Genomic DNA, 14,349 nt, shown 5'->3' with positions numbered 1-14,349 from the left:
TTAGCTGAATCAGTTAAGTCTCCTGCAGAGATTGTGAAAAGCAATTTCACATGAGTTCAATTTGAACTGTTTGGCGAGATGGGAGGAAACGTGATTATGAAGGAACTTAATTTAAAACATGAAGCCAAGCGTTACGGCTGTGCGGTTCTGGCTGCAACGATCATGGCGTTGAATATTAAGACATTTGTTCGTGCAGGCGGTCTTTTTCCGGGAGGATTTACAGGACTTACTCTGCTGCTCCAGAACATTTTTCAGACATTTATGGGGATTGCAGTTCCGTATACGCTGATTAATGTACTGCTGAATTCTATTCCTGTATTTATTGGTCTGAAGTTTATTGGAAAGAAATTTACCATCAGTTCTGTCTGTGTGATCGTGCTTTCCGGTCTGCTTACAGATATTATTCCCAGTCAGCCGATCACTTATGATACATTGCTGATCAGTATCTTTGGCGGTTTGATCAATGGCTTCTGTATCAGTCTCTGTCTGATCGGTAATACCAGTACAGGTGGAACGGATTTTATTGCGATTTATTTTTCCGAGAAAAATGGCAGGGATATCTGGAATTATATTCTGTGTGGAAATGCAGTGATCCTGACTGTGGCAGGTTTACTTTTTGGCTGGGACAGGGCACTTTACTCTATTATCTTTCAGTTTACCTCTACTCAGGTGATTCAGATGTTGCATCAGAGATATAAGAAGCATACGCTGTTTATTATCACGAAGGAGCCGTATCAGATTTATGAGGAGATTTTCAAACTTACCAATCATACGGCGACACGTTTTGAAGGTACCGGATGTTACACAGACGAGAAGACCAGTATGATCTATTCTGTAGTCTCTACAGAAGAAGCGAAATATCTGGTAAAGAAGGTACATGAGATCGATCCGAAGGCTTTTGTAAATATTATCAAAACCGATTACATAAACGGAAGATTTTACCAGAAAACAGATTATTAATTACTTGTATTCCCTTTCTGTGAGCGTATAATACAGGATATAAGGAATCTGTTCGTTCATGGAGTTTGTACTTAAAATTGGATGAACAGTAACCGGCACACAAGGAGGGGGATATATATGGGTAATGCAACAGAAAGCACACTTCCTCACGGCAATACCTCAGGCTATGACCGCAAAGCCTGCAGGACATGCGCCTGTTCCACCTGTTATGAGCAGGAGTTCTGCGACAGATGCAGTTCCTGTCAGAATCAGTCACGGAAATTAGACAGGTGCAATGCTTACGAGGGGGCATATAACTATTAACCTCAACATATCCCTATCTGCTGCAAAATAATAAACAGTGGATGGGGATTTCTTTATAAAAAACAGTTATTATATTATAAGTATAAGCAATGTTTTTCTATAGCAAGCCTCTTAATCAATATGCATTATTTACAAGGGTTGCTATAAGTTTACAGATTCATAAGATGTATCTGATATAATAATTCTGTTACTTACTGATATAAACTTTCCGTAAGTTCTTTTGCTGATGAACTTTGCTATAGAATTTTTTTGAGGATGGCAGAATGTTGAATGGTTACAAAAGAACAATTATTTACAGGAGAAGAAAAATATGATCGTATATCACTATTGCAGTTTAGAATCATTGAATTCTATTTTGAAAAATCGTTCCCTCCGTCTGACAAATATCCTGAAATCCAATGATTCCATGGAGATCAGCTGGATCTGCAGGTATTATGACGCAGAATTTAAAAGAGCTTATGAAAATGCTTCAGATTTATTCAGATCAAAGATTTCATCAGAGAGATTGATGGGATATGTGAAACTGTTTACAGATGAATTTTTCAATGAAAATCATGCAGACTTCAGATATTATGTAACCTGTTTTTCGTATCAGAATGATCTGCTCAGTCAGTGGCGGGGATATGCGGATGACGGGCGCGGAGCTGCCATCGGATTTGACCTGGATGTATTAAAAGAAGTTGTAACGGTTTCTCCGGAGATTTCAAAGCCGTCAATTGTGTCATTACATAAGATCAGTTATTCTGAAGCAGAGCAGAGAGAAGTTGTACATCAGATAGTGCAAGAATTGGTTGATGAAATCGAGAAGATATTACAGAAAGAAGAACAATGTCGGGAAAGCATTGAGGAGAAGCAGGATTATGAAATAGAAGTACTGGATAAAGTCATGAACTGTTTTGAGAAAAAGTTTTTGAAATTATTTCAGGAATCTGTTTACATGAAAAATCCGTTTTTCAGAGAAGAAAGCGAAATCCGATTGTGCGAGTTTTCGCCGAAACAGTTTCTGATGGGAAGAGAAGTTGAACTTTCTCTCGGTGCACGTTTATATAACTATTCCTACTATGTAAAAGAAAGTCAGCTGATATCTTATGTGGATTTTGATTTTTCAGATTGTCATGACCGGCTGATAAAGGAACTCGTTATAGGGCCAAAGTGTCTGATGTCAGAGAGAGACATGGAATATTATCTGACAACGCTCGGTCTGTCGAATTGTCGGGTAAAGAAATCGCAGGGGACATATCGGTAATATATTTATAGCAATTCCCTTATATGGGCATATCAGACATCATGGAAAGGCAGATGAAAGACATGAAAAGAAAATTACCATTCAGAAAAGTGGCGGTATTTCTGATACTGGCATTATTTCTGACAGCAGGCATCAGTATGCGTGCAGTTACCGTAAATGCAGCTACATATGTGAAACAGGACAGAACCTCCGTCAGCATCACATCGAAGAAAACGGGATGGCAGAAAATAAACGGAGATTACTATTTTTATAATTCAAAGGGGCGTCTGATCTGCGGTTCTTTTAAGTATAAAGGTTATTATTACTACAGTATTGCCAACGGCAAACGTTTCACCGGGTGGATGAAGCGTTCCGGTAATAAATACTATTACAATCGTAAAAATGGTGCCATGTTCCGCAATCGCTGGGCTACAGGTGATAAATATACCTATTATTTCAATGAATCCGGCGTGGCAATTGCCAGGCAGTGGCTTACTCAGGATGGAAAAAAATACTATTTCCTCAGCAATTCCACCATGGCAAAGGGCTGGAAGAAGATAGGAAAATATTATTACTATTTCAGCAAGAAAACAGGAGTGATGGCAAAAAATACCTGGATAGGTAAATATTATGTAAACAGCAAAGGGCAGCGTGTAAAATCTTCAGATACTAAACCGACAAATACTAAACCAACAGTCACTCAAAGCGGCAATACTTACAAATACAAAAGCAGCACTCTTAATATTAAACTTGAACGCAAATCAGTCCATGGAATTTCCTACTGGGTAGCGCATATAAAGACATCCAATGCCAAACAGCTGAAATCCGCCCTCTCCAACGGAACTTATGGCGGATTCCGACAGACAACCTCTGATGCAGTATCCTCAAATGGAGGCATTATCGGAGTAAACGGCAGTGCTTTCGACTATGGGACAGGAAAACCATCCCCCCTTGGCATGTGCATCAAAAACGGGATTATCTATGGTGATTACATGACCAGTTATTCAGTCATGGCAGTAAAGAAAGACGGAACCATCTATACTCCGGCACAGGGACTTATGGGAAAAAATCTTCTTGCAGCCGGTGTAAAAGATACATATAATTTTGGTCCGGTTCTTATTAAAGATGGCGAAGCCCAGCTTCCATGGGCTGAAACAGAAAAATATTATCCACGTACAGCGGTAGGAATGGTAAAGCCCAACGATTATGTACTCCTTGTAACAGATACCGGCAGCTATAATGGTCTTAATCACTGGGATATGGTGAATATTTTCAAATCCTACGGCTGTACTTATGCTTACAACCTAGATGGAGGCGGTTCTGCAACCCTGTACTTTAATGGAAAAGTAATGAATAAACTTATCGGCAATACTCAGCGTCCATGCGCAGACTTCCTTTATTTCACCCGATAATCCTTTTCCAGATAAGAATCCCGCCTGCTTGCACATGCTGCCAAAGCCCAGCACACAAGAATCAGTAGCCCGATTCCCATAGCCAGCACAGCAAGCAGGATTACGATAATTGCGTGGATAAACATAGACATGGATGACCTCCTTTCACAGTCATTCGGTTATGAACTGAGCAGCGAAGCAGATGATTTTATCCGCCTGACTTGTCTCATTCACTGACTTGGATAAAAATGGATGTTGTATAAGGAGTAATAAAAAGATATCAGGATGACCTGACAAGAACAATTAAGACAGTTAAAAGATCTGTTAACTGATTTAAATATACGCTGTCACACTCAAAAAAGCAAGCCGAAACTTTCGAGGAATTTCGACTTGCTTTTTGGCTAATTATTTACGAGGCTTGTTATAAGTATCAGAGAAAGATGTTACGGCAGTCCGGAATGAATTTGGGTTACGTTACTGAGAACAGAGGGAACAGTAACGATTGTTTTGGTAAAATATTAACAATTCCATAAAAACACTTGACAACCCTACTTTACCATACTAAAATGTAAAAAGCAAAAAAACTGTTGCCGTAGGAAAAACAAATGATTGCCCTATACGGAAAAAGGGACATCCTTCCATGGCAGAACAAGGAGGAATATTATGAAAAAATACAGCGACATGAGCAAAGAAGAACTGCTTACACTCAAAGCACAGCTGGATAAAGAATACGCAGATATCAAAGCAAAGGGCTTAGCTCTCGATATGTCACGTGGAAAACCGTCAGCAGACCAGCTCGATCTCTCAATGGGATTAATGAACGTATTAAGCAGCGATTCAGACCTCAAGTGCGAAACAGGAGTAGACTGCCGTAACTACGGTGTTATCGACGGAATCCCGGAAGCTAAACGCCTCCTTGGAGAAATGTCCGAGGTAGATCCGGACCACATCATCATCTACGGAAACTCAAGCTTAAACGTTATGTTTGACAGCATTGCACGTTCTATGACACAGGGTGTAATGGGAAATACCCCATGGTGCAAACTTGATAAGGTAAAATTCCTCTGTCCTGTACCGGGATATGACCGCCATTTCAAGATCACAGAATTTTTCGGAATCGAAATGATCAACGTGCCAATGACACCACAGGGACCGGACATGGATATGGTAGAGAAGCTTGTCAGTGAAGACGCATCCATCAAAGGAATCTGGTGTGTGCCGAAATACTCCAACCCACAGGGATATACTTATTCAGCAGAAACAGTAGAGCGCTTTGCGCATCTGAAACCGGCAGCACCTGATTTCCGTATCTACTGGGATAACGCATACAGCATTCATCATCTCTATGATGACAATCAGGACTTCCTTGTAGAAATCCTTGAAGCATGTGCAAAAGCAGGAAATCCTGATCTTGTATATAAATTTACATCAACATCAAAAGTCAGCTTCCCGGGTTCCGGTATTGCAGCAGTTGCAGCTTCCAAAGCAAACCTGGAAGATTTCCGCAGCTACATGCAGATCCAGACAATCGGACATGACAAATTAAACCAGTTACGTCATGTAAAATTCTTCAAAAATATCGACGGTCTTCGTGAACACATGAGAAAACATGCGGCAATTCTCCGTCCGAAATTTGAAATGGTCCTTAACACACTGGACAGAGAACTTGGCGGTCTTGGAATCGGCGAGTGGACAAAACCCCATGGTGGATACTTCATTTCCTTTGATTCAATGGAAGGATGTGCAAAAGCTATTGTTGCCAAGGCAAAAGAAGCAGGTGTTGTACTTACAGGAGCAGGCGCAACTTATCCATATGGAAAAGATCCGAAAGACTCCAATATCCGTATTGCACCAAGCTTCCCGACTCCTGAGGATCTTGGAAAAGCAGCAGAAGTGTTCGTACTCTGTGTTAAACTTACAAGTGTAGAGAAATTACTGGAAAACGCATAAAAGAGAATAATCGTATTTACTTTCTGGATAAATAATGTGATAATAAAACTGCCCGGCATAACTTCTTGCCGGGCGGTTGCTGTTTATAAAAAAGAAAGGAGAGGATGTCGTGAGCAGCAGAAAGAAAATCATGATCACCCTGATCATAATCTTGCTCCTGCTGACTGCCGGAGTATATGGATATGGTGTATACTATTTCACAGAGCATTTCTTACCGGGATCAATGGTAAACGGATTCAACTGTTCCTATATGACAGTATCCCAGTCAGAAGAATTGCTTACGCAGAAGGTGGGAGCATATGTTCTTACTATTGACACCAGAAATAATGGGCAGGAAAGTATCACAGCAAAACAGGCGGGACTTTCCTATGACTCAGATGGAAGTGTTGATAAACTGATCAGAAATCAGGATCGTTTTACATGGTTTCTTGCTTTTGATCAGCACAGGAATTATGAGGTGTCCTCCTCCATTAAATATGATGAGCAGAAGACAGAGGCTGCCATTTCCGAACTGAAATGTATGCAACAGGAGAATATGACAGAGCCTTCGGATGCTCATATAGAAGAGAAAGACGATAAGTTTGTAATTGTTCCTGAGCAGGAGGGAACTGCACTGAAACCAGAAAAAACAAGTCAGGATATTATAGATGCTCTTGTCACAGGACGAACGCCGGTTGATCTGGAAGCAGATGGATGCTACAAAGAACCGAAAGTTTATCAGAGTGATGAAACTCTGACGAAGAATTGTGAACTGATAAACAAACTTACGGATGTAGTGATAACTTATGATTTTGACGATTGCACAGAGACAGTAGACAGAGATATGATCAAAAACTGGCTCACAACAGATGAAAACGGTCTTTATACACTTGACAAAAAACAGATAGAAGCATATATCAGTGAACTGGCGGCTAAATATGATACGGTTGGAACAGAGAGAACATTTAATACATATGATGGTCGTGAGATTACTGTCAGCGGAGGGAATTATGGCTGGCAGATCGATCAGAAAGCGGAGCTGAAAGAACTTACAGAACTGATAAAAAACGGAGAAACCCAGGTCAGAGAACCTGTTTATTCCCATGAAGGTCTGGTCAGGAAAACAAATGATATCGGATATACGTATATAGAGATTGACCTGACGGCCCAGAGAATGGTATTCTATAAAGATGGAACGCCGACTGCGGATGCGCAGATCGTATCCGGAAATCCATTCGTGCCCAACTGTGCAACTCCTGTGGGATGTTATACAACAGGTGAAATGAAGAGCGGATGTACAGTGAACGGAGAGGACTATCCTTCTGCTGTAAATTACTGGATCCCATTCGATGGAAATCTGGGGATCAGTGATGCTCCATGGAGAATGGATTTCGGAGGACAGCTTTATGAATTTGAAGGCACACATGGAAGCATCTGTGCACCATCCGATCAGGTGCAGATTATTTTCAGCAATGTTGAGAAGAACACACCGATTGTTATTTATGAATAAAGGAGAAAAATGATGAAGATTGTAGTATTAGCGGGGGGAACAAGTACAGAACGTACTGTCTCCATTACATCAGGAACGGGAATATGTAAGGCATTACGACAGAAAGGACATCAGGCGATTCTTGTGGATATTTTTTGCGGCATTGAGAATGTGGACCGGGAGAATCCGTTTCCGTCAGAGTATGATGTGGACGCAGCATCAGAATATATGTCAGCATTTAACGACAGGATTGAACAGATGAAAAAAGAGAGAAGAAGCTTCTTCGGACCAAACGTGCTGAAACTCTGCGAGGCGGCTGACATTGTTTTCCTGGGACTTCATGGTGCGAACGGAGAAGATGGAAAAGTACAGGCAACATTTGACCTGATGGGAATCAAATATACAGGAACCGGATATTTAAGCAGTGCCCTGGCAATGGATAAGGGAATCACCAAGCAGATGTTCCTGATGAATAATGTACCAACACCGCGGGGAGTGTCTATGGTAAAAGAAGAAATGACCACAGATCTGAAAGCACTTGGAATGGAATTTCCTGTAGTTGTAAAAACCTGCTGTGGCGGTTCCAGTGTAGGTGTTTATATTGTGAATGATCAGGCCGAATATGAGCAGGCTCTCAAAGACGCTTATTCTTATGAAAATGAAGTCGTGGTCGAAGAATATATAAAAGGACGTGAATTTTCAGTAGCGGTTGTGGACGGAAAAGCTTATCCGATCATCGAAATTGCTCCGCTTCAGGGATTCTATGATTATAAGAATAAATATCAGGCTGGCTCTACGATTGAGACCTGTCCTGCCGAAATTTCACCGGAACTCACAGAGAAAATGCAGCATTATGCGGAAGCAGGAGCCAAAGCTCTGTTTATGGAAGGATACTGCCGTCTTGATTTCATGATGAAGGAGAATGGAGATATGTATTGTCTGGAAGCAAATACTCTTCCCGGAATGACATCAACCAGTCTGATTCCGCAGGAGGCAAAAGTTCTGGGAATCGACTATCCGACTTTATGTGAGAAACTGATTGAAGTTTCCATGAAAAAATATCCGACGCAGGATTTCACACTATAGAGCGTGTCTGCAGTAATTTATAGAATTGTTATAGATGCATTATTAAGAGAATTGCTATAACAGGAAAGAAGATATAAAAAATATTATGAAAAACTTAACTCTTGAAAATATCGCCCGCGTATGCGGCGGTACTTATTATGGTCCGGCTGATAAATTACAGGAAGAAGTAATGTCTGTTATCACAGACAGCAGAAAAGCAGAAGAAGGATGTCTGTTTGTACCTATTGTGGGGGAACGTGTAGATGCCCATAAATTTATCCCACAGGTAATGGAAGCAGGGGCACTGGCAACCTTGTCGGAACGGGTGCTTGATAACGCTGATTTTCCTTATATCGCAGTAGAATCTTCTCTTCAGGCAGTGAAAGATATTGCAGAGTTTTATTTAAAGCAGCTTCAGATCCCGGTTGTGGGAATTACAGGAAGTGTTGGTAAGACAAGTACAAAAGAAGTGATCGCATCTGTTCTGAACCAGAAATACCATACTCTGAAAACACAGGGCAACTTTAACAATGAACTTGGTCTGCCTCTCACAGTTTTTCGTCTGCGTGATGGAGATGAAATTGCAGTTCTGGAAATGGGAATCAGTGATTTCGGTGAGATGACCAGACTTGCGCAGATTGCAAGACCGGACACCTGCGTGATCACGAATATCGGTACCTGCCATCTGGAGAATCTGGGAGACAGAAATGGTGTTCTGAAAGCAAAGACAGAGATTTTTAAATTCCTCAGACCAGAGGGACATATTGTATTAAATGGCGATGATGACAAGCTTATCACAGTAAAAGAATATGAAAAGATAAAACCTGTATTTTTCGGAATGAGTAATGAATGTCAGGTTTACGGCGATAAGATTGTAAGCAGAGGTTTAAAGGGAATGACCTGCACCATTCATCTGGGGGATACTGCATTTACAGTTGATATCCCGATGCCGGGGCGCCATATGGTATATAATGCGCTGGCAGCAGCTGCAGTTGGAAATATTTACGGACTTACAACTGAGCAGATCAAAGCCGGAATCGAGAGCCTGGAGCCGATCAGCGGTCGTTTCAGAATGATCGAAACAGATAAATTTCTGATCGTAGATGACTGCTATAATGCAAATCCCATGTCCATGAAAGCCTCTCTGGATGTTCTGCAGGATGGTGCAGGACGCAGAATAGCAGTCCTTGGCGATATGGGTGAACTTGGAGAGAATGAAGTTCAGCTTCATGAGGAGGTAGGAGAGCATGCCGGAAAATGTGATATTGATGTTCTTATCTGTACAGGTAAACTGTGCAGAAATATGGCAGAGAGAGCACAGCGGACAAATCCGGACCTGAAAGTAATCTATGAGCCGGACAGAGAAAGTCTGCTGGAGCATCTGAAAGGTTATGTACAGGATGGTGACACTATTCTTGTGAAAGCTTCCCATTTTATGAAGTTTGAAGAGGTAGTTACGAAACTGGAAAATATGTAAACACTTTTGTCTTTTTATGAGAGAATTTGATGAGCGATTTTAGTTCCATGATACCGGAAACTGCAGTATAATAATCCTGTCAGTTTATGAGCAGGCAGCGAAGCAGATAGTCTTATCTGTTCAAGTGAGGAGGATGTTATGCTGGAGAAAGTTATGGAACTGCATTTCCTGCTGTATGCCATGATGTTAATGGGCGGACTGGGAGCACTGGGGATGCTGACCACACATCTTACCTACCGAAGAATGATCAGAAAAAATACAGAGGTTAAATCAAATCTCAAAGAGAAATGGACAAATCTTTGGAAAACAAGAGACAGGCTGTTGAACCGTATGAACCGGTTTGTCTGGTATCCGTCACTTTTCTGTATCGCCTTTCTTGGACTGGCTTTTTTTCTGTATTCCAAAGATGCACGATGGGACGGAATGCCGCTGGCATATCTTTATGTGGCTGCGATCATTCCGACAGCATTGCTTTTGCTGAGACAGGCGCTGGATTTTACATACAGAGAAGAACTTCTGATGAATTCTTTTTCTGATTATGTGGAACATGCCCGCACATGGGTAGAAGAAGTGCCGGTGCCGGAGAAGGCTGACGAAGCTGTAAAAGAGGAAATCGTTGAACATATTGCGGACAGTATCCGCCAGACTGCAGCAGCAGGAAGCCATTTCAGCGGAATGCTTACACCCGAGGAAGATGAGATTATGAGAGAAATCATAAGAGAATTTATGAAATAAAGACATGAAAATTCACTGCAAATGAGATACACAGGATCAGAAACAATATGGCAATGTAAAGTTTCTGATCCTGTACACATTTTAAGACAGAATAATTTATTATTCGTCATCCTCTTCAATTACCTGGATCTCCAGATAATCAAAATCAATCTGCTCTATAAAATTATCCTGATAAAATCTGGCTTTTCCATGTTTCTTAAAATGTCTGACTGTAGATTCCAGCCAGATTGGGTTTCCCAGATCCATTTCATAACAGATACTTTCCAGACCACGAAAAATCTTGTGGGTCCGCGTATCTTCGGAGTCATCGCAGATTACAGTATCTTTCAGTAAATGATTATTTTTCCATAATTTTCCCCATAAACGGAACATATCGGTAATACCTCCCTGTCAGAACTGCCACAGGCGGCAGAAATCTCATTTTCTAAGTGATTCCCAGTATAGCGGATTTTGGTAGGAAAGTAAAGAAAGTAAAAAAATGCTACTGCTTGTAGTAACTAAAATGTTACTGTTCACTCCGTTCTCAGTAACATAGCCAAAATTCATTTCAGATTGCCTGCGGCAATGGAATTTTGGCTTGTATGTCTCGGGATTTTGGCATATTCATGCCAAAACACCTCGCGGAATAGTGGTGTGTGAACAGTAACACTAAAATACTTATAGTCTTAGGCTTGATTATTCCGGTGGAATATTCTATAATAAAACCTAAATTTCCATAAATTAGCGTGTCAAAGTGCCGGTTCAGGAGAAAATCAGTTTTCATCTGGAAATTTGAAGACTGGTGTGGATAAGGTGAGTTCCATAACTGCATTTGTGATATGCAAAAAAACAGAATGGAGGAGACATTATGAAATTATACGATACCGGTGTGTATTTGCTGAATGGTCAGAAGATTGTTCCGGAGAATCAGGCAGATTTTCCTGTTTCCAAAGAGGAAGCTGCAAAGAGTACAATTGCCTATTCAATTCTGAAAGCACACAATACTTCCGGAAACATGGAGAAACTTCAGATTAAATTTGATAAACTGACTTCTCATGATATCACTTTTGTCGGAATTATCCAGACTGCACGTGCTTCAGGCCTTGAGAAATTTCCGGTGCCATATGTACTGACAAACTGCCATAATTCACTCTGTGCCGTAGGCGGAACTATTAATGAAGATGATCATATGTTTGGACTTACCTGTGCCAAGAAATATGGCGGCGTATATGTACCGCCCCATCAGGCGGTTATCCATCAGTTTGCAAGAGAAATGCTTGCAGCAGGCGGTAAAATGATCCTCGGTTCAGACAGCCATACACGATATGGCGCACTGGGAACCATGGCAATGGGTGAGGGCGGACCGGAGCTTGTAAAGCAGCTTCTTTCCCAGACTTATGATATCAATATGCCAGGCGTCGTTGCCATTTATCTTACCGGTTCTCCTCGTCCGGGCGTAGGTCCTCAGGACGTTGCGCTTGCGATTATCGGCAAGGTTTTTGCAAACGGATATGTGAAGAATAAAGTTATGGAATTTGTAGGACCTGGTGTTGCAAATTTAAGTGCTGATTTCCGAATTGGTGTAGATGTAATGACAACAGAGACCACCTGTCTTTCCTCTATCTGGCAGACAGATGAGAAGATTCAGGAATTCTATGAGATCCATGGCAGAAGTGAAGATTACAAAGAACTGAAACCAGGTGAAACAGCATACTATGATGGCTGTGTAGAGATTGATCTGAGTGAGATCAGACCAATGATCGCTATGCCATTCCATCCAAGCAATACATATACAATTGATGAACTGAAAGCAAATCTGAATGATATTCTGGCAGATGTTGAGAAAAAAGCACAGATCAGCCTTGATGGAAAAGTTCCATATACATTAAGAGACAAAGTAATTGATGGTAAACTTTATGTAGAACAGGGAATCATCGCAGGATGTGCAGGTGGTGGATTTGAAAATATCTGTGCAGCAGCTGATATCCTTAAAGGCAAGAGCATTGGTGCAGATGCTTTCACATTGAGTGTATATCCGGCAAGTACTCCGATTTATATGGAACTGGCTAAGAATGGCGTTCTGGCAGGACTTCTTGAAACGGGAGCTGTTGTGAAGACTGCTTTTTGCGGACCTTGCTTTGGTGCAGGGGATACTCCTGCAAATAATGCATTCAGTATCCGTCATACGACCAGAAATTTCCCGAACCGCGAAGGTTCCAAAATCCAGAATGGTCAGATTTCTTCTGTTGCACTCATGGACGCACGTTCTATTGCGGCAACTGCAGCAAACAAAGGTTTCCTGACTTCAGCAGAGGATTATACGGGTGGTTATACAGGACAGAAATATTTCTTTGATAAGACAATTTATGACAATCGTGTATTTGACAGCAAGGGTATAGCTGATCCGGGTGTAGAGATCCAGTTTGGGCCGAATATTAAGGACTGGCCGGAGATGGCTGCACTTCCGGAGAATCTGATCGTGAAGGTTGTTTCTGAGATCCATGATCCGGTTACTACAACAGATGAACTGATTCCGTCCGGTGAGACATCTTCTTATCGTTCCAATCCACTTGGATTGGCTGAGTTTACACTTTCCAGAAAAGATCCTGCTTATGTAGGACGTGCGAAAGAAGTTCAGAAAGCTCAGAAGGCTATTCAGGAAGGAAAATGTCCGGTTGAGGCATTACCGGAGATGAAACCTGTAATGGATGTGATCAAAAAGGATTATCCGAATGTAAGCAAGGAAAATCTTGGTGTGGGAAGTACGATCTTTGCAGTGAAACCAGGTGATGGTTCTGCGCGTGAGCAGGCTGCTTCCTGTCAGAAAGTGCTTGGTGGATGGGCAAATATCGCCAATGAGTATGCGACAAAGAGGTACCGTTCCAATCTGATCAACTGGGGTATGCTTCCATTCCTGATTAAAGAAGGGGAGCTTCCGTTTGCAAACGGAGATTATCTGTTCTTCCCACAGATTCGTAAGGCAGTGGAAGAAAAGGATGATGTGATCCGGGGATATGTTGTCGGTGCTGAGGGACTGAAGGAGTTTGAAGTGGCTCTTGGGGAGCTTACGGATGATGAGCGTGAGATTATCCTTAAGGGATGCCTGATTAATTATAATCGAAAATAGGAAGTGATGAAGATGCAGCTATCCTCTCTTTGGGTTGGGAGTAGCTGCATCTTTATTATTTATGAAATTATGAGAATTGCGGGAACTGCTTTGCAGCGGAGCGATTCGTGGATATAATAGAGCCCCGGGCAGCAACATACTGTATCGAAGAAAGTGAAATAGTCTGAAAATTATAAAATAAATAAAAATATTATAAAATTAGTGCAAATAAGACAAAGATAAATAGAAAATATTGAAATAAAATGCAAAAATGTATTGACAAATAATAACAAGAGTGTTATTATAACACCATCAAAAGAAACAAGGAAACGAATTAAACAATCAAAGAAATTCATTCAATTCATAGCATATATAAATGTTCCAATGAAAAGGATGAAAATAAAAGAAAGGTTCGGGTGATTCCATTGGGAAAGAATTTATAACTTCATCAATATAAGAGTAACGGGTATCGCATTTCCTGCAAGAAAGACCTGATACGGAGATTATAAAAAAGTATTTTCCTTATATAATATAAGAGCATACGCACAGTCTGATTAATAAGGAAGGAATGTATCAAAGGTATTATAGAAGCGATAACTTATATTGAATATCTGTTGCAGACCTGATACAGGGATTTTGGTAAATGTGTAAAGAAATATTTACCGGAAGAGCATAACCCTTATCTCAGTA

The 14,349-nt window shown here is 41.1% G+C and carries 12 protein-coding genes; 10 read left to right on the top strand and 2 right to left on the bottom strand.

The annotated features are described in order from the left end of the window. Positions 1-96 precede the first annotated feature (96 nt). The 4 genes from LJE09_RS08930 to LJE09_RS08915 all read left to right on the top strand — a co-directional run bounded on the left by LJE09_RS08930 (position 97) and on the right by LJE09_RS08915 (position 3,900). Entirely contained in the window at positions 97-960 is an 864-nt protein-coding gene (locus LJE09_RS08930) for a YitT family protein (RefSeq protein WP_081017093.1), read from the top strand. A 117-nt stretch (positions 961-1,077) separates the two neighbouring features. Next, positions 1,078-1,263: a hypothetical protein gene (locus tag LJE09_RS08925; protein WP_020993174.1), complete on the top strand. Its 186-nt coding sequence runs from the start codon at positions 1,078-1,080 to the stop codon at positions 1,261-1,263. Positions 1,264-1,573: 310 nt separating this feature from the next. Next, the gene (locus LJE09_RS08920) at positions 1,574-2,509 is read left to right on the top strand and encodes a DUF2971 domain-containing protein (RefSeq protein ID WP_227311216.1); all 936 of its coding nucleotides are present in this window, start codon (positions 1,574-1,576) and stop codon (positions 2,507-2,509) included. Between the two features lie 62 nt (positions 2,510-2,571). Then, complete coding sequence (locus LJE09_RS08915) at positions 2,572-3,900, top strand: phosphodiester glycosidase family protein (protein WP_227311214.1); 1,329 nt, start codon at positions 2,572-2,574, stop codon at positions 3,898-3,900. On the opposite strand, the gene LJE09_RS08910 is transcribed toward LJE09_RS08915, so the two are convergent. After that, positions 3,885-4,031 carry a hypothetical protein gene (locus LJE09_RS08910; protein ID WP_008705017.1) on the bottom strand — a complete coding sequence of 49 codons (147 nt, stop codon included), beginning with the start codon at positions 4,029-4,031 and terminating at the stop codon, positions 3,885-3,887. The two genes, LJE09_RS08915 and LJE09_RS08910, sit on opposite strands and share 16 nt — an antisense overlap. 511 nt (positions 4,032-4,542) lie before the next feature. Here LJE09_RS08910 and LJE09_RS08905 point away from each other — a divergent pair. The 5 genes from LJE09_RS08905 to LJE09_RS08885 all read left to right on the top strand — a co-directional run bounded on the left by LJE09_RS08905 (position 4,543) and on the right by LJE09_RS08885 (position 10,574). Next, entirely contained in the window at positions 4,543-5,829 is a 1,287-nt protein-coding gene (locus LJE09_RS08905; protein ID WP_227311212.1) for an aminotransferase, read from the top strand. Positions 5,830-5,938: 109 nt separating this feature from the next. Next, positions 5,939-7,318, top strand: coding sequence for a L,D-transpeptidase family protein (locus LJE09_RS08900; protein WP_227311211.1), 1,380 nt, complete (start codon positions 5,939-5,941; stop codon positions 7,316-7,318). A 12-nt stretch (positions 7,319-7,330) separates the two neighbouring features. Then, a complete protein-coding gene (locus LJE09_RS08895) occupies positions 7,331-8,383 on the top strand; it encodes a D-alanine--D-alanine ligase family protein (protein ID WP_227311210.1) in 1,053 nt (350 codons plus the stop codon). Between the two features lie 85 nt (positions 8,384-8,468). Then, entirely contained in the window at positions 8,469-9,839 is a 1,371-nt protein-coding gene (locus LJE09_RS08890; protein ID WP_227311209.1) for a UDP-N-acetylmuramoyl-tripeptide--D-alanyl-D-alanine ligase, read from the top strand. Positions 9,840-9,977: 138 nt separating this feature from the next. Continuing rightward, positions 9,978-10,574, top strand: a complete 597-nt coding sequence (locus LJE09_RS08885) for a hypothetical protein (protein ID WP_025577784.1) — start codon at positions 9,978-9,980, stop codon at positions 10,572-10,574. A gap of 99 nt (positions 10,575-10,673) precedes the next feature. Here LJE09_RS08885 and LJE09_RS08880 read toward each other — a convergent pair whose 3' ends face one another. Beyond that, positions 10,674-10,946 (bottom strand): hypothetical protein, encoded by a 273-nt coding sequence (locus LJE09_RS08880; protein WP_227311208.1) that lies wholly within the window; start codon positions 10,944-10,946, stop codon positions 10,674-10,676. 475 nt (positions 10,947-11,421) lie between these two features. On the opposite strand from LJE09_RS08880, the gene LJE09_RS08875 reads away from it, so the two are divergent. Next, positions 11,422-13,680, top strand: coding sequence for a hydratase (locus tag LJE09_RS08875; protein WP_227311207.1), 2,259 nt, complete (start codon positions 11,422-11,424; stop codon positions 13,678-13,680). The last annotated feature ends 669 nt before the right edge of the window (positions 13,681-14,349 follow it).

This window comes from Blautia sp. DFI.3.45 (assembly GCF_020593505.1).
Classification (GTDB): Bacteria; Bacillota; Clostridia; order Lachnospirales; family Lachnospiraceae; genus Blautia_A; species Blautia_A wexlerae.
The sequence above is the reverse complement of the archived record's forward strand: the minus strand, read 5'-3'. Positions and strand labels throughout refer to the sequence as shown.

Excerpts from the sequence above, each read along its gene's own strand:
- LJE09_RS08930 (WP_081017093.1), top strand. The coding sequence starts at position 97 with ATGAAGGAACTTAATTTAAAACATGAAGCCAAGCGTTACGGCTGTGCG.
- LJE09_RS08925 (WP_020993174.1), top strand. The coding sequence starts at position 1,078 with ATGGGTAATGCAACAGAAAGCACACTTCCTCACGGCAATACCTCAGGC.
- LJE09_RS08920 (WP_227311216.1), top strand. The coding sequence starts at position 1,574 with ATGATCGTATATCACTATTGCAGTTTAGAATCATTGAATTCTATTTTG.
- LJE09_RS08915 (WP_227311214.1), top strand. The coding sequence starts at position 2,572 with ATGAAAAGAAAATTACCATTCAGAAAAGTGGCGGTATTTCTGATACTG.
- LJE09_RS08910 (WP_008705017.1), bottom strand. The coding sequence starts at position 4,031 with ATGTCTATGTTTATCCACGCAATTATCGTAATCCTGCTTGCTGTGCTG.
- LJE09_RS08905 (WP_227311212.1), top strand. The coding sequence starts at position 4,543 with ATGAAAAAATACAGCGACATGAGCAAAGAAGAACTGCTTACACTCAAA.
- LJE09_RS08895 (WP_227311210.1), top strand. The coding sequence starts at position 7,331 with ATGAAGATTGTAGTATTAGCGGGGGGAACAAGTACAGAACGTACTGTC.
- LJE09_RS08890 (WP_227311209.1), top strand. The coding sequence starts at position 8,469 with ATGAAAAACTTAACTCTTGAAAATATCGCCCGCGTATGCGGCGGTACT.
- LJE09_RS08885 (WP_025577784.1), top strand. The coding sequence starts at position 9,978 with ATGCTGGAGAAAGTTATGGAACTGCATTTCCTGCTGTATGCCATGATG.
- LJE09_RS08880 (WP_227311208.1), bottom strand. The coding sequence starts at position 10,946 with ATGTTCCGTTTATGGGGAAAATTATGGAAAAATAATCATTTACTGAAA.
- LJE09_RS08875 (WP_227311207.1), top strand. The coding sequence starts at position 11,422 with ATGAAATTATACGATACCGGTGTGTATTTGCTGAATGGTCAGAAGATT.